This is a genomic window from Corynebacterium sp. HMSC064E10, assembly GCF_001812505.1.
GTDB lineage: Bacteria > Actinomycetota > Actinomycetes > Mycobacteriales > Mycobacteriaceae > Corynebacterium > Corynebacterium amycolatum.
Map to the genome: position 1 here is coordinate 151629 of NZ_KV809173.1, position 18235 is coordinate 169863.

Genomic DNA, 18235 nt, shown 5'->3' on the forward strand with positions numbered 1-18235 from the left:
AGTAGCCTACCAGTTATGACTTCATTTCCCGTGACCGCCTCCGTCGTCGGCCTCGGGCCCGCCGGAAGAATCGCCGCCCACCGCGCATCCGCTCGCGGCTGGCATGTCACCGCGTACGACCCCGCCGGTGGCACACTGCCCTCGACGATTGGTCTCTGGTGCGACCAACTCCCCGACTGGTTGCCCAGCGATTTCCTCGCCGCCACTTTTCAACCCAGCGTCATTCTTGTCGACGGCACCGAACGTCAGCTCACCCGCACTTACGGCGTTGTTAACAACGACTGCCTGCAAAAACTTGGCGGTTTCCGCATCGAACGCCGCGTGCTCACCGATTCCGAATCCACGGGTGCTGACATCACGATTGTCACCACCGGGCGCGCACACGCCGCAGTCGGGCGAGATGGGCAGGTACGGCAGCTCGCCATCGGTCATATCTTTTCGCTTGACGACGTCCCTAGCGCCCACCGCTGCGCAGTCCTCATGGACTTCACTCCAGCAGACCTGAATGCCCCAGAGACAGAGCCGGCTAGTTTCTCCTATCGCATTTTCTTGGATGACAGGACCTTCCTCATTGAAGAGACCATCCTCGCTACTCCGACTCCTATGGTGGCCGGGCATCTCGACGAAACCGGTGCGGCAGTCGGCACCGGCGGTAGTGCCGATGACTCCGTACTTCTAGAGCTGTTGCGTAGACGCCAAAATGCACGGTTGAAGTCCCTGGAGCTCTCGGAAGATCTGGCCATTGACGAAGAAGTGGTGTCCTTTCCCCTACTGGCAAACTTTCCCTCTCGCCGCGGTGACTTGACGTACAACGGACCATCCATGGGCACCCTCTTCGGTTTTGCAGGCGGTTGGATGCATCCTGCCACTGGTTACTCGGTGGGTTCGGTTATCGAAGATGTCGACCGTTTCTTGGCCGATATGGAAAAGAAGGGAAGCCGGTCGCTGGGGACGTCGTTAAGCATGCGATTGCAGCGATGGCTACGCGAACGTGGACTCGCGGCGTTGCTGGGGTTCGATGCACGACAGACGGGTGCGTTTTTTCGGGCGTTCTTTTCGTTGCCGGAGAAGGACGTGTTTGCCTATTTGATAGGGACATCCCCACTGACGACGCTTCGCGCTATGGCGAAAGTAGCAGTGCCTTTGCTGAAAAAGAGTCCGCGAACGTGCGGAAACCTCATCGCAGGGTTTATGCGGGGACCTGGGAGATGGAGAAATCGTTGACGGAGAGCATATACATCAGCCGATTTGTGGGGTGATACCAACAATTATAGCGGTGTGGTTTTTGCATTCACCGGAGTGGAAACGCTTATGATAAGTGAATGACTTCGACGCAATCTGAGGAGAATTCCTCACGCAACCATAAGCTTCAGCGCAGGCTGAGAGCTCGCCACCTGAACATGATTGCCATTGGCGGTGCCATTGGCACGGGCCTGTTTGTTGCCTCCGGTGCGACCATTTCGCAGGCCGGTCCAGGCGGTGCGCTCATCGCTTACGCCCTTATCGGCATCATGGTGTGGCTGGTTATGCAGTCTCTCGGCGAGATGGCCGCCTACCTGCCAGTGCCCGGTTCCTTCCAGGAGTACGGTCGCCGATACGTCTCAGAATCCTTCGGCTTTGCCATGGGCTGGAACTACTGGTTTAACTGGGCGATTACTGTGGCCGCAGAGCTCGTCGCTGCTGCACTGGTGATGCGCTATTGGTTCCCGGATGTGCCTTCAATCATCTGGTCCGCGCTCTTCCTCGCGATTCTATTCGGGCTGAATGCCCTGTCCGCACGTGCATTCGGCGAGGGTGAGTTCTGGTTTGCGACCATTAAGGTCATTACCGTCATCGTCTTCCTCGTTCTTGGCGTCGGCATGATTTTCGGCATCTTGGGTGGGTCCTCCCCCGGCTTTGAAAACTGGACCACGGGCGATGCCCCATTCGTCAACGGCGGAATGGGACTGCTGGCCGTTTTCGTCGTAGCCGGCTATTCCTTCCAGGGCACCGAGATGGTTGGTGTAGCAGCAGGTGAGGCTGAGGATCCTGAGCGCACAATTCCCCGCGCGATTCGCACTATCTTCTGGCGTATTCTGCTGTTCTACATCGGTGCCATCGCTGTTATTGGTTTCCTTATTGCGTACACTGACCCGAATCTTCTGAACGCGGCTGAGGACAACATTTCCATTTCACCGTTCACTCTGGTCTTTGAACGCGCAGGTATCGCGATTGCCGCTGGCCTGATGAACGCCGTCATTCTGACTTCGGTGTTGTCTGCGGGTAACTCCGGTATGTATGTATCCACTCGTATGCTGTTTTCCCTGGCTCGCCATGGACAGGCTCCGCGTTACTTCGGCAAGCTTTCCGGGCACGGCGTTCCGCTGCGCGCTCTGATCGCCACCGCTGTCATCGGTATGGCTGGCTTCATTACTTCATTGGTAGGCGATGGTGCGGCGTACACCTTCTTGCTGACGCTCTCTGCGCTCGCGGGTTTTATCACCTGGTTTGGTATCTCTTTCAGCCACTACCGCTTCCGCAAGTGTCTGAAGACCCAGAATATCCCGTTGGATTCGCTTCCCTACAAGGCGAACTTTTTCCCCGCAGGTGCTGTGCTGGCACTGATTATGTGCTTCTTTGTGGTGGCCGGACAGGCACTTGACCCGATTCGCACTGGCGAGAATATCTTCGCTATCCTCACTCCGTACCTGGGTATTCCGGTCTTCGTCCTGCTGTGGTTCATCCATAAGAAGGCAACGGGTTCTAAGCTCGTTGACCCGGCCACCGCAGACATGAGTCGCGAATAGCTGCGAATGGCTGTGAATGGCTGTGAATAGCTAATGCATCTCGCATCGAACTCTCACGACTCGGATTAGCAGTCGAAGACAATAGCGACCCCGCTTGGCACTCTTTTAGCGCCAGGTGGGGTCGCTTTTTAACTCTAAATCGGACAACCCTAAAAAATTATGGGCCGCACGTGAGAATACGGGCTGCAAATGTGAAACTGTGCGAGTTTATGACGCTTTCAGATCATTTTTCGGGCCATTTTTGACATAAATGCAGTCAGTAACTCTCATCGCCCTACCGATGCCAGCCATAAACGTAGTCAGTAACTCAAAAACAAACGAAAAAGTGCCTAGCTGAACGAGCCAGGAGCTCGTCGCCAAGCACTTTTTACGTAGCGGTGCACTCATCATCGCTGTCACTGATCGTCTAGACCGAGAAGCCGAGAGCGCGCATCTGCTCGCGGCCTTCCTCGGTAATCATGTGCGGGCCCCATGCCGGGGACCAGACCCAGTTGAGGCGGAAGTCGCGGATACCCTCGACCTTCATGACTTCAGAGGCAGTCTGGTCGGTGAGCATATCGGTCAGCGGGCAGGCTGGGGACGTGAGAGTCATGAAGATAGCGGCAATGTCGCCTTCTTCAATCCAGATGTCATAAACCAGGCCCAGGTCCACGACGTTGACTCCGAGTTCCGGGTCAACAACCTCGTACATAGCCTCTTCAACCTGGATGGCGAGCTTGTTATCGGCTTCGGTCTGCTCCGGTGCCGGCGGGACGGTGATGGACTCGTACGCATCCCCCTCATCGATTGGAGCGCCAGTAGTCATGGTGTCCTCGTCGACAGCGTCAGGCTGTGCGGGCGAGGTGGCGTCAATAGCGTTTGGTTCAGTCATGGTGGTGGCCTTCCTCGTCAGCGGTAACAGTTACAGTTGCGGTACCAACGCCGTTGCCTTCAGCGGCGTTGGCCAGAGCCTCAGCGGTTGCGGCCTGGAAAGCTTTCCAACCGAGAAGTGCGCACTTCACACGGGCAGGGTACTTAGAGACACCAGCGAAGGCAATGCCATCGCCGATAATGTCCTCGTCGCCTTCAATCTTGCCACGGGACGTGACCATCTTCTCGAACTCGGTGAGTTTGGCCATGGCCTCGTCGACAGTCTTGCCGACAATCTCCTCAGCCATAACTGAGGTGGAGGCCTGTGAGATAGAACAGCCCACGGCGTCATAGGAGACGTCATTGACGACGGTGAGGTCGTCGTTCAGGGTGACGCGAAGCGTGAGTTCATCGCCACACGACGGGTTGACATGGTGCACTTCCGCGTTGAAAGGCTCCCGCAAACCTGCGTGCTGCGGATGCTTGTAGTGATCCAGGATGACTTCCTGGTACATCTGCTCGAGCTTCATGTCCCTCTCCTTTCTTAAAGTTACGGGGTGACACCGAAGAACTTCTGGGCGTGGCGCACTGCGTCGGCAAGCGCCTGAACGTCCTCTTCCGTGTTGTAGATGTAGAAGGATGCCCGGGCGGTCGACTGAGCGTTGAGAATCTGGTGAATCGGCCACGCGCAGTGGTGTCCGACTCGGATGCACACACCCTGGTCGTCGAGAACCTGGCCAAGATCGTGCGGGTGAATGCCCTCGACCTTAAAGGACACGGCAGAGCCACGCTGCTCTGGGGTAGTCGGACCGATGATGGTCACGCCGTCAATTTCCTGCAGCTTTTCCAGCGCGAGCGCGGTCAGGCGGTGCTCATGAGCCGCCACCTTATCCATACCGATGGCATCCAAGTACTTCACCGCAGCACCAAGGCCGACGACCTGAGAAGTCATCATGGTTCCCGCCTCAAAGCGCTGCGGAGGCGCTGCGAAGGTGGTCTTCTCCATGGTGACGACCTCAATCATCGAGCCACCAGTGAGGAACGGTGGCAGAGCCTCCAGCAGTTCCCGGCGAGCGTAGAGCGCACCGACCCCGTTGGGGCCGAGCATCTTATGGCCGGAGAACGCTAGGAAATCCACATCGAGATTCTTGACATCGACAGGCATATGCGGCACCGACTGGCAAGCATCGAGGACTACCAGAGCACCGACCTCACGAGCACGGCGCACCATTTCCTCCACATCGGTGACTGCACCGGTGACGTTTGACTGATGGGTAAAGGCCACAACCTTGGTCTTGTCGCTGAGCTTCAGCGAGTCCATGTCAATGCGGCCGTCCTCAGTCACGCCGTACCAACGCAGTGTCGCGCCAGTGCGACGAGCCAGCTCCTGCCACGGCACCAAATTCGCGTGATGCTCCAGCTCAGTGACGACAATCTCGTCACCCTCGCCGACCTGGTACTGACCTGCGCGGTCGTCGCCAAGCACAAATGCCACTGTGTTCAACGCTTCGGTGGCGTTCTTGGTGAAGACCAGCTCGTCGTAGTCGGCGCCGATGAAGCCTGCGATGGCTTCGCGGGCATCTTCGTAGGCGTCCGTGGCCTCCTCAGCAATCTCGTAGGCACCGCGGTGCACCGGGGCGTTGTGGTGGGTTAGAAACTCCACCTCAGCATCGATGACCTGTTTCGGGCGCTGCGAGGTCGCTCCGGAGTCCAGGTAGACCAGCCGCTTTCCGTCACGGACAGTGCGCGACAGAATCGGAAAGTCCTCGCGTAGTGATGGGCTGAGTAGTTCGGCGTTAGGCATTGATGAACTTCTCGTAGCCGTGCTCTTCCAGCTCGTCTGCAAGCTCCGGGCCGCCGGAGGTGATGAAGTGACCATCGTGGAAGACGTGGACGTAGTCCGGCTTCACGTAGTTCAGGATGCGCTGGTAGTGAGTAATGATCAGGATGCCGCCGTCGTTTTCGTTCTGGTAGCGGTTAATGCCGTCGGAGACGACGCGCAGAGCGTCGACGTCAAGGCCGGAGTCAGTCTCATCCAGGATGGCGAACTTCGGCTTCAGCAGGTCGAGCTGCAGAATCTCGTGACGCTTCTTCTCGCCACCGGAGAAACCCTCGTTTACGGAGCGCTCGGAGAACGACGAATCGATCTCCAGGTCAGCCATTGCCTCACGGACCTCCTTGACCCAGTGGCGCAGCTTCGGAGCTTCGCCACGGACAGCGGTTGCTGCAGAGCGCAGGAAGTTGGACATGGACACGCCGGTGACCTCAACCGGGTACTGCATCGCCAGGAAGAGGCCAGCCCGAGCGCGCTCATCGACGCTCATCTCCAGCACGTTCTCGCCGTCGAGCAGAATCTCGCCTTCGGTGACTTCGTAACGGGGGTGACCTGCGATGGTGTAGCTCAGGGTGGACTTACCGGAGCCGTTCGGCCCCATCACAGCGTGGGTCTCGCCAGAGTTGATCGTCAGGTTGACGCCCTTCAAAATCTCCTTGGGCTCAGCAGACTCGTCGGTCGGCAGCACCTGCGCGTGGAGGTTACGGATTTCCAAAGTGCTCATAGTGAAATCTTTTCCTTTAATCGGTGTAAGTGGCCTGCTCCCCCGGTGCTACCGGGGTGACAGGGCGGAAAGGGTGAGAAAGAAGATAAGCGGTTAGAAGCCAGCGGTGTTGAGCTCTTCGTCAACGAGTTGCTCAAGCTTCTCGCGAACGGACTCGACCGGAATCAGGTTGATGACCTCGCTGAAGAAGCCGCGAACCACCAAACGGCGGGCTGCCATTTCGGGGATACCGCGGGAGAGCAGGTAGAACAGCTGTTCCTCGTCGAAGCGACCAACGGTAGCAGCGTGACCAGCACCAGCGATTTCACCGGTTTCGATTTCCAGGTTCGGAACTGCGTCGGCACGCGCGCCCTCGGTGAGTAGCAGGTTGCGGTTGAGCTCATAGGTATCGGTGCCCGTGGCCTCTGCACGAATGAGCACGTCTCCCACCCACGCGGTGCGGGCCTCACGATGAGCGACATTCGGCTCGCCCTGCAACGCGCCCTTGTACATGACGTTGGAGCGGCAGTTCGGCACAGCGTGGTCTACCAGCATGCGGTTTTCGAAGTACTGACCGCCATCGGCGAAGTACACGCCCAGCAGATCGACGTCGCCGCCCGGTGCCGTGAATGCAACGCGTGGAACGATACGGACAACCTCGCCACCGAACGTTGCGACGGTGTGGCGCAGCGTGGCATCACGGCCGACGCGAATATGGTGAGCAGAGCCGTGAACTGCATCTTCGTTCCAGTTCACCATGGTCACGACGCTCAGCTTAGCGCCGTCGCCGATTACGAACTCAATGTTGTCCGCGAACGTGCCGCTGCCACGGTAGTTAATCACGCAGACGGCCTCGGCGTGGGACTGCACATCAATGACGATATGGCCGTAGGAAACGTTGTCCTCGCCCGGGCCATCGATGTCAATGACGACCGGTTCCTTGGAAACCGAATTCTTCGCGAAGGTCACGATGTGTGCATCGTCGAAGTTGGAGTACGCCTGTGCTGCCACGCGATCCGTCGGGGTACCGGCGCGGCCGAGGCGTTCGTCGTCACGCTTGACGACGTCCACAGCGACACCATCCTGACCGCCAGTCTCGACCAAAATCGACGCTGCAACCGGATCGGCGGCGGTGCCGTTGTGGAGACCGCGAAGTTTGCGCAGCGGTGTGAACTTCCACTCCTCATCCTTGCCATGCGGCACGGAGAAGTCCTCCACGTTGAAAGATGAGAAAACGTCGCCCTTGTTCGCCAGCACGCGGCGGCTATGAGCAGCCTGGTTTTCGTTGTTAATCGTCGTAGTCATAGGTATTAACCGACCGAACCTTCCATCTGCAGTTCAATGAGGCGGTTGAGCTCGAGGGCGTATTCCATCGGGAGCTCCTTGGCAATGGGCTCGACAAAGCCACGCACGACCATGGCCATTGCATCTTCTTCTTCGATGCCGCGGCTCATCAGGTAGAAAAGCTGATCGTCAGAGACCTTGGAAACCGTTGCCTCGTGGCCGAGGGTGACGTCGTCCTCGCGGACATCCACGTACGGGTACGTGTCCGAGCGCGAAATCGTGTCGACCAGCAGCGCGTCACACTCGACGTTGGAGTGTGAGTGCTTGGCACCCTTGTTGACCTGCACCAGACCGCGGTAGGCAGCGCGACCACCGTTGCGGGCCACGGACTTGGACACGATGTTGGAGCTCGTGTGCGGAGCCATGTGCACCATCTTGGCGCCGGTGTCCTGGAACTGGTCCTCGCCAGCCATAGCAACGGACAGCACCTCGCCCTTGGCGTGCGGACCAGTCATCCACACTGCCGGGTACTTCATGGTGACCTTGGAACCGATGTTGCCGTCAATCCACTCCATGGTTGCACCCTCTTCGCACTTGGTGCGCTTGGTAACCAGGTTGTAGACGTTGTTCGACCAGTTCTGGATTGTGGTGTAGCGGCAGCGGCCGCCCTTCTTCACGATGATCTCCACAACAGCCGAGTGCAAGGAGTCAGACTTGTAAATCGGAGCAGTACATCCCTCGACGTAGTGCACGTAGGCATCCTCATCGACGATGATGAGGGTGCGCTCGAACTGGCCCATGTTCTCGGTATTAATACGGAAGTACGCCTGCAGCGGGATGTCCACGTGGACGCCCTTTGGGACGTAAATGAAGGAACCGCCCGACCACACTGCGGTGTTAAGCGCAGAGAACTTGTTGTCGCCAGCAGGAATAACGGTGCCGAAGTACTCCTTGAATAGCTCCGGGTGTTCCTTGAGCGCAGTATCAGTGTCCAGGAAGATAACGCCCTGGCTCTCCAAATCCTCGCGAATCTGGTGGTAGACAACCTCAGATTCGTACTGAGCGGCGACACCGGCGACCAAGCGCTGCTTCTCCGCTTCCGGAATGCCGAGCTTGTCGTAGGTGTTCTTAATATCCTCCGGAAGATCTTCCCAGGTCTGGGCCTGCTTCTCGGTGGAGCGAACGAAGTACTTAATGTTGTCGAAGTCGATGCCAGACAAATCCGCGCCCCAGGTGGGCAGCGGCTTGCGGTCGAAGATTTCCAGAGCCTTCAAGCGACGCTCGAGCATCCACTCAGGCTCGTTCTTCTTAGCCGAGATATCGCGAACGACCGCTTCAGATAGGCCGCGCTTCGCGGAAGCGCCAGCGGTATCCGGGTCGTGCCAACCGAACTGGTAGGCACCAATAGACTCAATAATCTCTTCGTCAGTCTGCGGAGTGGCAGCCTTCGTGGATTCAGCCACGTCGGTGGAGTTCTCATGGGCGAGGGTCATTGTCCGCTCCTTTCATGTGGCAATTCAGTAAGTGTCTTTGTTACGGGAGTGAGTGGGATATTTGTGGTGCAGATACCGTTACCATCAGCGATAGTCGCTAACGGTTGGGTGTGCTGCCCTAATAATTTACTAACGGCTTCATGCTCCGCCGCGCAGAGCTCCGGAAACTCGGAGGCTACGTGGCTAATTGGGCAATGGTGCTGGCAAATCTGCACGCCGCCAGTGTTCTGGTTGATAGTTGCCGCGTATCCGGCCCGTCGAAAAGCATCGACGACGGCCTCTACGACCTCTTCCTTCTCTGCGTCCTGCCCCACAGGGGTGACGCCGAGCAGAATGTCATCAATGCGCTGACGGGCAAACTGGGCAACTGCCTGCTCACCGCCGGCCTTGCGCAGTGCGGTCAGAGCTGCGCTAGCAAGATCGTCGTAAGCGTGTCCGAATCTAGCGCGGCCCCGGTCTGTCAGACGGTAGGACTTTGCTGGCCTGCCTCGGCCTCGGGGGCCAGTACTGGGCGCCGGAGCGGTTTCGGCGAGACCTTCGTCCACCAGAATATCGATGTGGCGACGGACTCCTGCAGCGGATAGTCCCAGGGTGTCAGCGATAAAAGTCGCGGACGCCGGGTTGTGTTCCAGAAGTAATTGGAGAATGCGCTTGCGCGTATCACCGTCATTGACGGTCGGTTTCCGATCAGCCATGACTGGTGAGTCACCTCCTGCGATTGGACTGCTGGATCATAAAAAGGTGTCTAGGTGGCTCAGCGAGGCAAATATCCCACTTGCGCCGCTGGTGTATTAGACAACACAATTGTGTCGTAATTGGTGCATAAAGTCCAACGCATTTAAATATCAATGCAACGTCGCTGATTAGAACGCCCTTTCGGCGTGTCGAATCGTCTACTATGTGACCTTGTGAAAACTAACCGACCCGCCCCGCGCCGCTCGTCCACCTTCGACGATGCTCTCGGGGTGCGTGACGTCATTCCGAAAATTGGTCTGGCTGGTTCCAGGTCGGCAACCCTCCACCAAGGCTCAGAACAGCCGCTCCAACACCGCATCAATTACCGCGAACTCCGACGCTTCACCTGGCTGCGTTGGCTGGGTACTCTTGGGTCGATCTTTATTATGGTCACCGGGATTGGCGCAGGCGCGACACCGGTGGTTGGAAATGAGTTTTGGGGTACACCACTCGGGCTGATCCTCGGTCGAATGTTGGTGGCAACGACAATCGTCACCTTCGTGGGGATTGGCATGTTAGTCACAGCCTGGTTGGGTGTCGGAGCTTTTGTTCTGGCCGGTGCGCGGACTCGCGTCACCGCGGTGACCACTCCGATGCTCATACGCACCTACGCGGCATGGGTATTGCCCTTGGTGTTTACCGCTCCCCTGTTTACGCAGGATATCTACTCATATTTGGCGCAGGCTGCAATTGTGGAGCGGGGTATGGATCCCTATCTCGCAGGACCTGTTGACCTATTGGGAGCCAACGACCCACTGGCCCGATCGGTGCCATTGATTTGGTCGCACTCTCCGAGCCCGTACGGCCCCACAGCCCTCGCAGTGGCATGGGGTATCGCCAAGATAACCAGCGACGGGGTGATTGCTTCCGTCTTTCTACACCGACTCGTCGCCATCGTTTCGCTTCTCGTGGTGTCCTGGGCGCTGGTGCAGCTTGGTCGCCGCTGCGGAGTTAGCTCTCAGTTCACCCTATGGCTGGGCACGCTCAATCCGCTGGTATTGCTGCACCTGGTGGGCGGTATCCACAACGAGGCCCTGCTGCTTGCACTCCTGCTCGTTGGCCTCGAACTGTGTCTACGCGCTATCCACGGTCCTGCGCAATCGATGGAGCCCGATGAGCTGCCAGAACCCGGACCAATCGGACACGAGAACCAAAGCCGAGGAAGATCATGGGCGCTGTATGCAGGCGGTATTGTGCTCATCAGCCTCGCCGGAATGGTCAAAGTTACCGGTTTCGTGGCGCTCGGCTTTGCCGGCATGTGGCTGGCCAGAAAGTTCGGCAGCACCTGGAAGGCCGTTGCTCTTTCCGCAGTAGTGACGGGCGCAATAACCGTCGTCACGGCAGTCGTTGTTTCCTTAGGAACTGGTCTGGGCTTTGGTTGGATCACGGCGCAAGGTGGCGCCGCGACGGTGCGCAGTTGGATGTCGCTAACTACCCTGCTCGGGATCATCGCTGGTTTCTTCGGGAGGCTCCTGGGGCTCGGCGATATCAGCGACAGTGCTTTGCTGTTTACCCGTGGCATTGGTGTAGCGCTAGTGGCTGCCTGGCTCCTACGCATGCTGTTAGCGACGTTCCGTGGTCGCATTCACCCGCTCGGCGGCTACGGCCTAGCGATGTTCGCTCTAGTAATCCTCTTCCCCGTCGTGCACCCCTGGTACTTGCTATGGGCCATCGTGCCGCTGTCCGCTTGGGCCAACCGGGTACAATTTCGCATTGCCGTGGTTCTGTACTCGGCAATTTTCAGTTTTGTAGTACTACCACGCGGCCTGGGGTTGCCTCCGGGTACCGTCGCTCAGATTTACCTACTGGCGTTGGTATTCTTCGTCGCAGTCATGCTCGTCATCTTGGCGTACTCGACGCGATCTAAGGTATTTCGCCTTCATTAAAACTGTGAGATTAGACTGACTAACCGTGAATAACGCTGCCAATTCTCCTGCTCTGCGCCTTGAGAACGTAACGAAGAAATTCGATGACGTTGAGGCTGTATCAGACCTTTCGCTTTCCCTGGATCGAGGTAGGGTTCTTGCGCTTCTCGGCCCCAACGGCGCTGGTAAGACCACAACCGTTGAAATGTGTGAGGGCTTCATCAAGCCGGATGAAGGGCGAATTCGCATTCTCGATCTCGACCCGGTCACTCAAACCACAGCACTGCGCAGCCGCATTGGCATCATGCTCCAGGGCGGAGGTGCCTACCCCGGTGTTCGCGTTGGCGAAATGCTGAACCTAGTTGCCAGTTACTCCGCAAATCCGCTGGACACTGATTGGCTCCTTGAAGTCGTAGGCCTAGAACGCCATCGTAAGACGAACTACCGCAGGCTCTCGGGTGGTCAGCAGCAGCGACTGTCGCTCGCATGCGCCCTGGTCGGACGTCCGGAGCTGGTGTTCCTCGACGAGCCGACAGCAGGCCTCGATGCCCAGTCCCGTCTAGCCGTCTGGGATCTCATCTCGTCGCTGCGCCGGGATGGGGTCACCGTAGTCCTGACAACGCATCTGATGGACGAGGCTGAATCGCTTGCCGACGACGTTGCGATTGTCGACCGAGGCCATTTAGTTGTGGCCGGCACCACCGAGGAGATCACTAGCGCAGGCGCATCGGCGCTCCATGGGACGTCGTCAGGCACTGCTATGAAGGTCAGCGTTCGAGGCAGCCTTGACTTCGAAGAGGTCAACCGCAGCTTTAGCGAGTCTGGTCTTTCGCAGCGTCTGCAGCGTTCTGGCGGTGGAGAGTTCTCATTGATTGGTGAGGCTTCACCGCGCGCCCTGACTGTATTGGCCCAGAGTTGCGAGCGACAAGAGGTGTTGATCACCTCGTTGAATAAGGCGACGCAATCGCTTGAAGATGTCTTCTTGCAGATCACTGGAACGGAGATGAGGAGCTAATGACTACCGCACCGAGGTCTGATGCCTCCCGCTTTGCTAAGGGCACTTTCGCCCCGGAGCCGCAGCGTTCGGACATGGCGACGTTGGTCATGTCGCAGGCGCGGTTGGAGACGAAGCTCTTCTGGCGGCACGGTGAGCAAATGCTCCTCACCATCATTATCCCGTTGGCGATGCTCATCGGCCTGGTGATGGTGCCTGTGTTGGAACTCGATGATCCGCTCGAGCGCATCTTCCCCATGGTGCTGGCGATTTCCGTCATGTCTGCAGGTTTTACGGGGCAGGCAATTGCCGTGGGCTTTGACCGTCGTTACGGAGCCCTGAAGCGCATCGGTGCCTCAGGCGTGCCACCGTGGGGCATTATTGCAGGCAAGATTGTGTCGGTCTGCACTACCGTCACGTTGCAATACATACTGTTCAGCCTCGTGGGGCTCGCTCTTGGCGCAGAGCTTTCGATTGGCGGCTGGCTGTTGGCTTATGTGGGGATGCTTCTGGGAACGTTCGTCTTTACTTCATTGGGCTTGCTCATGGGCGGCACGTTGGGGGCCGAGCTAATCCTAGGTCTCGCCAACCTGATCTGGTTTATCCTCATTGGTGCGACTACTTACGTGGCCGTTGCACCATCGTTAGATGGCATCAGCTCTGTGCTGCTGCACCTCTTGCCGTCCGTCGCGCTTACCGACGTAATCTCCGCGGCATTGGCCATGTCTGTCCAATGGTCAGCTGTCGGGGTGCTGGTTGTGTGGGGTGTCCTTGGCGCTGCACTGGCAGCTCGCTGGTTCCGTTTTGATATGCCGAATGATTAGGACGTTGCCGGGGAATCTGCATAGAAAAGCGCAGCCCAACGCAGGGGTTTGGCTTATTACCATTTTCCGCCAGCATGGGTAGAATTTCTTAATGTGAATACTGCAGATCGAAGTTTGCCCCTATCGTTTTTGCCGCTGACACCAATCGGGCGCCAGAAGCTCTATGCGCTTCTCGTATTGATTGCACAGGCGGCAATCGCGGTAACCGGTTCTATCGTCCGAGTTACTGGTTCAGGTCTCGGTTGTGCTTCGTGGCCAGAATGTCACCCGGGCAGTTTCGTTCCTGTTGCCGGGGAAGCAGAAATGCTCCATCAAATTATTGAGTTCAGCAATCGCCTCCTCACCTTTGTACTGGTTGCGCTCACGCTTCTGCTTTTCCTTTCGGTGATGCGTGTTGGGCGCCGTAAGGAAATCAAGCTGTTGGCGTTCCTTAACGGTCTCGGCGTTATCGTCCAGGCTGTTATCGGTGGCATTTCCGTGTGGGTTGATCTGAAGTGGTACGCCGTGGCCCTGCACTTCCTGCCATCGATGATTTTGGTCTGGCTGGCTGGCATGCTTTTCGTTAAAATCTCTGAACCTGACGACGGTACTGCTACCCGCATGTACCCGCGCTATCTGCGCTATCTGGCTGCCGCCTCCGGTTTGGCTCTGACGATGACGCTGATTACCGGAACTATGGTCACCGGTGCGGGACCACATGCTGGAGATGCCTCGGTGCTCCCGGAGGATCGCCTCCAGCTTCCGATTGTTGACTTGGCGCATATCCACGCTGGTTTTATGTACCTCTACCTTGGCCTGGTTATCGGTCTGATTTTTGGTCTGCTGGCCTCGGAAGCGTTTGCACGTGTGCGTAAGGTTGCCATCGCACTCGTTGTGTTCATTTTGGCTCAGGGCGTGGTTGGAATGATTCAGTACTGGTCCGGTGTACCGGAGGCATTGGTGCCGGTTCACGTTGCCGGATCTGGTATCTGCACCGCTTTGACTGCAGTACTTTTCCAGCACGGTTACCGCACTGTCGGCGGTAGCGCAGTAGTGACCGGGTCTCTGGAAGGCGATGCGGCTGCCGCAATTGTCGCGTCGGAAAAGAATGCTGAGGTTACCGCGTAGCTAGCTGCTGGTCAGCGGCTGTATTAACCACTGTGGTTACCGGCTGTTGATTCCTGCTCGAACCGCCTAAACACGCACTTTGATCTCGGCGTGTTTAGGCGGTTTTGCTGTCTGCTCGGCTTTGTGTGCTCGGATGTGTTTTCCCAGTGGCTAGCGGGCTGCGCGAGCGATGCTAGGGGCGGTGCGGGGGCGGGCTGCCCACCTATCGATCCGAGTTACTGACTGCGTTCATGACAAAAATGTCCCGAAAAATGGTCTGAAAGTGTCATAAACTCGCACAGTTTCACATTTGCAGCCCGTTTGCACACACAAAAAGAGGCCCTCCCCGGCATTGGGGAGGGCCTCTTCGAGGATTAACAGCTAACTGGGGAAAGGGCCGGGTCTGGCTCCCAACGCAGCTACCCTAGAACGCAACTACCCTAGAACATGCTTAAAACTGTCTGCAGTCCGAGTACAGCATCCATCGAAAGCGCCACACACACGATGGACAAGTAGTTGTTCGACATGAAGAACAGCTTCATCGGCTTGATCTTGCCACCGGTTTTAACGTGACGGTGCAGGTCAATGGCGCCCCACAGGAACCAGGCACCAGCGCCAACCGCGCCAATCAGATAAATCCAACCAGCGTACGGAACCAACAGCAGAGTGGTAATCACGGTTGCAGCGGTGTAGTAAATAATGCGCTTGGAAACGATGATTGCCGGCTTGACCACTGGCATCATCGGCACGCCAGCGGCCTTGTAATCCTCCTTGTAGCGAAGCCCCAGCGCCCAGGTGTGCGGCGGAGTCCAGAAGAAGATGAGCAGGAACAGGATGAAAGCCTGCCACCAGTGAGCGAGCCCCGTAATCTCCGGGTTGTTGTCAGTGATGACGGCCCAGCCAACCATCACCGGCATACAACCCGCAGCGCCACCCCAGATTACGTTCTGATCAGTTCGGCGCTTCAGCCACAACGTGTAGACGAAGATGTAGAACGCAATCGTAATCATTATGAAAACGGCGGCCAGCAGCGAGTTACATAGCAGCCACAGCCAGAGGAACGACGCAATCATCAAGATGGTGCCGAAAATTGCTGCCGCGCGACGGCTAACCTGGTTGCGCGCGAGCGGGCGCCGACGAGTGCGGCGCATCTTCTGGTCAATGTCGTAATCCATGACCATGTTGAAGGTGTGCGCTGCCGCTGCACCCATCCAACCACCGAACAGGGTGAGAAGAATCAGTCCAACGTGTACATGACCGCGATCAGCCTGAAGCATTGCGGGAATGGCCGCGACGAGCAGGAGCTCAATAATTCTTGGCTTAGTCAGTGCAATATACGCCTTGACTGTTTCCAACAAAGCAATGTCCCTTTCACGCGCCATAAACAAAGCCCCCCGTCTACAGATAGTCGGATGCAACGGTCGGAAAGTTCCCGACGAGTTTTTCCGCAAAATAAAATGAGGGGCAGGCAATCAGTTTACCGATAATCATAACGGTTCCAATAATGACCGTCGTAAAGCATGTGCGGCGCGCCCTCTGATGCTTACCTTCGAGCTATTCGGCCCGGTTTAAACCGAGCGCACGTATTCCTAGTTAGTATGGAAGAGATCTTTACTAATCCATTTGGATACTAGGAGTCATTCACGTGACACTGTCGACTGAGCATGAAGCACGGGTTGTTCGCAACTACCCCTCGGACTGGTCTGACTTGGACACGAAGGCCGTAGATACGGCTCGTGTGCTGGCTGCAGATGCCGTGGAAAAGGCAGGTTCGGGACATCCCGGCACTGCTATGAGCCTCGCACCGCTGGCTTACTCTCTCTACCAGCGCGTTATGCGCCATGACCCGAAGGATACGAAGTGGATCGGCCGTGACCGTTTCATTCTCTCCTGTGGTCACACCTCTCTGACGCAGTACGTCCAGCTCTACCTCGGCGGTTTTGGCCTGGAGCTCGATGACCTGAAGGCACTGCGTACGTGGGACGCCCTCACCCCGGGTCACCCGGAGTACGGCCACACTGACGGCGTGGAAATCACCACTGGTCCGCTGGGTCAGGGTCTGGCTTCGGCTGTCGGTTTTGCCATGGCTTCGCGACGGGAACGTGGGCTGTTCGACCCGGAAGCTGCTCCGGGTGAGTCTCCGTTCGATCACTACGTGTACGTCATTGCTTCTGATGGTGACGTTCAGGAGGGTGTCACTGCCGAGGCCTGCTCGCTGGCCGGCACTCAGCAGCTGGGCAACCTGATTGTCTTCTGGGATGACAACGGCATCTCCATCGAGGACGACACCACTATTGCTTTCACCGAGAATGTGGCGGACCGCTACCGTGCTTACGGCTGGCAGGTCATTGAGGTCGACGGCGGCGAGGACGTCGCAGCACTCGAGGCTGCTGTCGAGGAGGCCAAGAAGGATACGGAGCGTCCAACCTTCATTCGCGTTCGCACTGTAATCGCTTACCCGGCTCCGACCAAGATGAACACCGGTGCTTCGCACGGTGCTGCTCTTGGTGGCGAGGAGATTGTCGGCATCAAGGAAGCTCTCGGCTTCGATACCGATAAGAGCTTTGACATCGCTGACGAGGTCATTGAGCACACCCGGAAGCTGGTTGAGCGCGGTGCTGAGGCTCACGCGCAGTGGCAGGTTAAGTTCGACGAGTGGGCTGCGACCAACCCGGAGCGCAAGGCTCTGCTGGATCGTCTGACCGCCGGCGAGCTGCCAGAGGACTTCGACGCTGAGCTGCCGACGTGGGAGCCGGATGAGAAGGGCGTTGCCACCCGTAAGGCTTCTGAGGCCGCGTTGCAGGCACTGGGTAAGGCTCTGCCAGAGCTGTGGGGTGGCTCGGCCGACCTGGCCGGCTCCAATAACACTGTCCTGAAGGGTGAGCCGTCCTTCGGCCCGAAGTCCATCACCACCGGCACCTGGACCACCGACCCGTACGGCCGTAACCTGCACTTCGGTATCCGTGAGCACGCCATGGGGTCGATCCTCAACGGCATTCTGCTCCACGGTGGTACCCGTCCGTACGGCGGCACCTTCCTTATCTTCTCGGACTACATGCGTCCGGCTGTCCGCCTGGCATCGCTGATGGGCATCTCCCCTATTTATGTCTGGACCCACGACTCCATTGGTCTGGGCGAAGACGGCCCGACGCACCAGCCTGTTGAGCAGCTGGCTTCACTGCGCGCTATCCCGGGTGTGTCCACCGTCCGTCCGGCTGATGCTAACGAGACCGCTCAGGCTTGGTCCGCTGTTCTCGAAGGCGAGGCAGGTCCGAAGGCTCTGGCTCTGACCCGCCAGAACGTCCCGGTCCTGGAAGGCACGAAGGAAAAGGCCGCCGAGGGCGTCCGGCGTGGTGCGTACGTGCTTGTCGACGGCACCAAGGAGACCCCGGACGTCATCCTCATGGGTACCGGCTCGGAGGTTCACCTCGCTGTCGAGGCCGCTGAGAAGTTGGCTGAGGAAGGTGTCAGCGCCCGCGTTGTCTCCGTCCCGTGTCTTGACTGGTTTGAGCAGCAGGATGAGGCCTACCGTGAGCAGGTCCTGCCGAAGGCGGTCCGCGCTCGTGTTTCGGTTGAGGCCGGTATTGCTATGCCGTGGTACCGCCACCTGGGCGACGCTGGTCGCGCGGTCTCCTTGGAGCACTTCGGTGCCTCGGCTCCGTACAAGGAGCTGTTCGAGAAGTTCGGCATCACCGCTGACGCTGTTGTCGATGCGGCCAAGGAATCTATCGAGGCTGCTAAGTAAGATTTGTTCAACCTGGCGCTATCGGCCGCTGTCGGTA

At 57.9% G+C, this 18235-nt stretch carries 15 protein-coding genes; 7 read left to right on the forward strand and 8 right to left on the reverse strand.

What is annotated here, in order from left to right:
• Positions 1-15: 15 nt before the first annotated feature.
• A complete protein-coding gene (locus HMPREF2860_RS02450) occupies positions 16-1224 on the forward strand; it encodes a lycopene cyclase family protein (RefSeq protein WP_070628567.1) in 1209 nt (402 codons plus the stop codon).
• A 98-nt stretch (positions 1225-1322) separates the two neighbouring features.
• The gene (locus HMPREF2860_RS02455; protein WP_049181022.1) at positions 1323-2786 is read left to right on the forward strand and encodes an amino acid permease; all 1464 of its coding nucleotides are present in this window, start codon (positions 1323-1325) and stop codon (positions 2784-2786) included.
• 406 nt (positions 2787-3192) lie between these two features.
• Here the strand turns inward: HMPREF2860_RS02455 and HMPREF2860_RS02460 are convergent, their stop codons facing one another.
• From HMPREF2860_RS02460 to HMPREF2860_RS02490, 7 genes are all read right to left on the reverse strand, one after another.
• Positions 3193-3657 carry a metal-sulfur cluster assembly factor gene (locus HMPREF2860_RS02460; protein ID WP_038625394.1) on the reverse strand — a complete coding sequence of 155 codons (465 nt, stop codon included), beginning with the start codon at positions 3655-3657 and terminating at the stop codon, positions 3193-3195.
• Complete coding sequence (sufU, locus tag HMPREF2860_RS02465; RefSeq protein ID WP_038625391.1) at positions 3650-4165, reverse strand: Fe-S cluster assembly sulfur transfer protein SufU; 516 nt, start codon at positions 4163-4165, stop codon at positions 3650-3652. Before sufU ends, HMPREF2860_RS02460 begins: the two co-directional genes overlap by 8 nt.
• Positions 4166-4185: 20 nt before the next feature.
• The gene (locus HMPREF2860_RS02470; RefSeq protein ID WP_049181021.1) at positions 4186-5439 is read right to left on the reverse strand and encodes a cysteine desulfurase; all 1254 of its coding nucleotides are present in this window, start codon (positions 5437-5439) and stop codon (positions 4186-4188) included.
• Positions 5432-6193: a Fe-S cluster assembly ATPase SufC gene (gene sufC, locus HMPREF2860_RS02475; RefSeq protein WP_038625387.1), complete on the reverse strand. Its 762-nt coding sequence runs from the start codon at positions 6191-6193 to the stop codon at positions 5432-5434. The genes HMPREF2860_RS02470 and sufC overlap by 8 nt, the downstream gene beginning before the upstream one ends.
• Before the next feature lie 93 nt (positions 6194-6286).
• Positions 6287-7477 (reverse strand): Fe-S cluster assembly protein SufD, encoded by a 1191-nt coding sequence (gene sufD, locus HMPREF2860_RS02480; protein ID WP_038625385.1) that lies wholly within the window; start codon positions 7475-7477, stop codon positions 6287-6289.
• A gap of 5 nt (positions 7478-7482) precedes the next feature.
• On the reverse strand, positions 7483-8949 hold the full coding sequence (gene sufB, locus HMPREF2860_RS02485) for a Fe-S cluster assembly protein SufB (RefSeq protein ID WP_049170616.1): 1467 nt from the start codon (positions 8947-8949) through the stop codon (positions 7483-7485).
• A complete protein-coding gene (locus tag HMPREF2860_RS02490; protein WP_038625383.1) occupies positions 8946-9644 on the reverse strand; it encodes a helix-turn-helix transcriptional regulator in 699 nt (232 codons plus the stop codon). The genes sufB and HMPREF2860_RS02490 overlap by 4 nt, the downstream gene beginning before the upstream one ends.
• 186 nt (positions 9645-9830) lie before the next feature.
• Between HMPREF2860_RS02490 and mptB the strand changes: the two genes are divergently transcribed.
• The 4 genes from mptB to HMPREF2860_RS02510 all read left to right on the forward strand — a co-directional run bounded on the left by mptB (position 9831) and on the right by HMPREF2860_RS02510 (position 14474).
• A complete protein-coding gene (gene mptB / locus HMPREF2860_RS02495) occupies positions 9831-11570 on the forward strand; it encodes a polyprenol phosphomannose-dependent alpha 1,6 mannosyltransferase MptB (RefSeq protein WP_049181019.1) in 1740 nt (579 codons plus the stop codon).
• Positions 11571-11595: 25 nt separating this feature from the next.
• Positions 11596-12564: an ABC transporter ATP-binding protein gene (locus tag HMPREF2860_RS02500; protein WP_070560316.1), complete on the forward strand. Its 969-nt coding sequence runs from the start codon at positions 11596-11598 to the stop codon at positions 12562-12564.
• Positions 12564-13367, forward strand: coding sequence for an ABC transporter permease (locus HMPREF2860_RS02505; RefSeq protein ID WP_038625377.1), 804 nt, complete (start codon positions 12564-12566; stop codon positions 13365-13367). The genes HMPREF2860_RS02500 and HMPREF2860_RS02505 overlap by 1 nt, the downstream gene beginning before the upstream one ends.
• A 93-nt stretch (positions 13368-13460) precedes the next feature.
• Entirely contained in the window at positions 13461-14474 is a 1014-nt protein-coding gene (locus tag HMPREF2860_RS02510; RefSeq protein WP_038625373.1) for a COX15/CtaA family protein, read from the forward strand.
• 419 nt (positions 14475-14893) lie between these two features.
• On the opposite strand, the gene HMPREF2860_RS02515 is transcribed toward HMPREF2860_RS02510, so the two are convergent.
• Positions 14894-15835, reverse strand: a complete 942-nt coding sequence (locus HMPREF2860_RS02515) for a heme o synthase (RefSeq protein WP_070432241.1) — start codon at positions 15833-15835, stop codon at positions 14894-14896.
• 263 nt (positions 15836-16098) lie between these two features.
• Between HMPREF2860_RS02515 and tkt the strand changes: the two genes are divergently transcribed.
• Positions 16099-18198, forward strand: a complete 2100-nt coding sequence (tkt, locus tag HMPREF2860_RS02520; protein WP_038625369.1) for a transketolase — start codon at positions 16099-16101, stop codon at positions 18196-18198.
• Positions 18199-18235 lie beyond the last annotated feature (37 nt).

What these genes read in the sequence shown, in the direction of transcription:
- HMPREF2860_RS02450 (WP_070628567.1), top strand. Translation starts at nt 16, where the DNA reads ATGACTTCATTTCCCGTGACCGCCTCCGTCGTCGGCCTCGGGCCCGCC.
- HMPREF2860_RS02455 (WP_049181022.1), top strand. Translation starts at nt 1,323, where the DNA reads ATGACTTCGACGCAATCTGAGGAGAATTCCTCACGCAACCATAAGCTT.
- HMPREF2860_RS02460 (WP_038625394.1), bottom strand. Translation starts at nt 3,657, where the DNA reads ATGACTGAACCAAACGCTATTGACGCCACCTCGCCCGCACAGCCTGAC.
- sufU (WP_038625391.1), bottom strand. Translation starts at nt 4,165, where the DNA reads ATGAAGCTCGAGCAGATGTACCAGGAAGTCATCCTGGATCACTACAAG.
- HMPREF2860_RS02470 (WP_049181021.1), bottom strand. Translation starts at nt 5,439, where the DNA reads ATGCCTAACGCCGAACTACTCAGCCCATCACTACGCGAGGACTTTCCG.
- sufC (WP_038625387.1), bottom strand. Translation starts at nt 6,193, where the DNA reads ATGAGCACTTTGGAAATCCGTAACCTCCACGCGCAGGTGCTGCCGACC.
- sufD (WP_038625385.1), bottom strand. Translation starts at nt 7,477, where the DNA reads ATGACTACGACGATTAACAACGAAAACCAGGCTGCTCATAGCCGCCGC.
- sufB (WP_049170616.1), bottom strand. Translation starts at nt 8,949, where the DNA reads ATGACCCTCGCCCATGAGAACTCCACCGACGTGGCTGAATCCACGAAG.
- HMPREF2860_RS02490 (WP_038625383.1), bottom strand. Translation starts at nt 9,644, where the DNA reads ATGGCTGATCGGAAACCGACCGTCAATGACGGTGATACGCGCAAGCGC.
- HMPREF2860_RS02505 (WP_038625377.1), top strand. Translation starts at nt 12,564, where the DNA reads ATGACTACCGCACCGAGGTCTGATGCCTCCCGCTTTGCTAAGGGCACT.
- HMPREF2860_RS02515 (WP_070432241.1), bottom strand. Translation starts at nt 15,835, where the DNA reads ATGGCGCGTGAAAGGGACATTGCTTTGTTGGAAACAGTCAAGGCGTAT.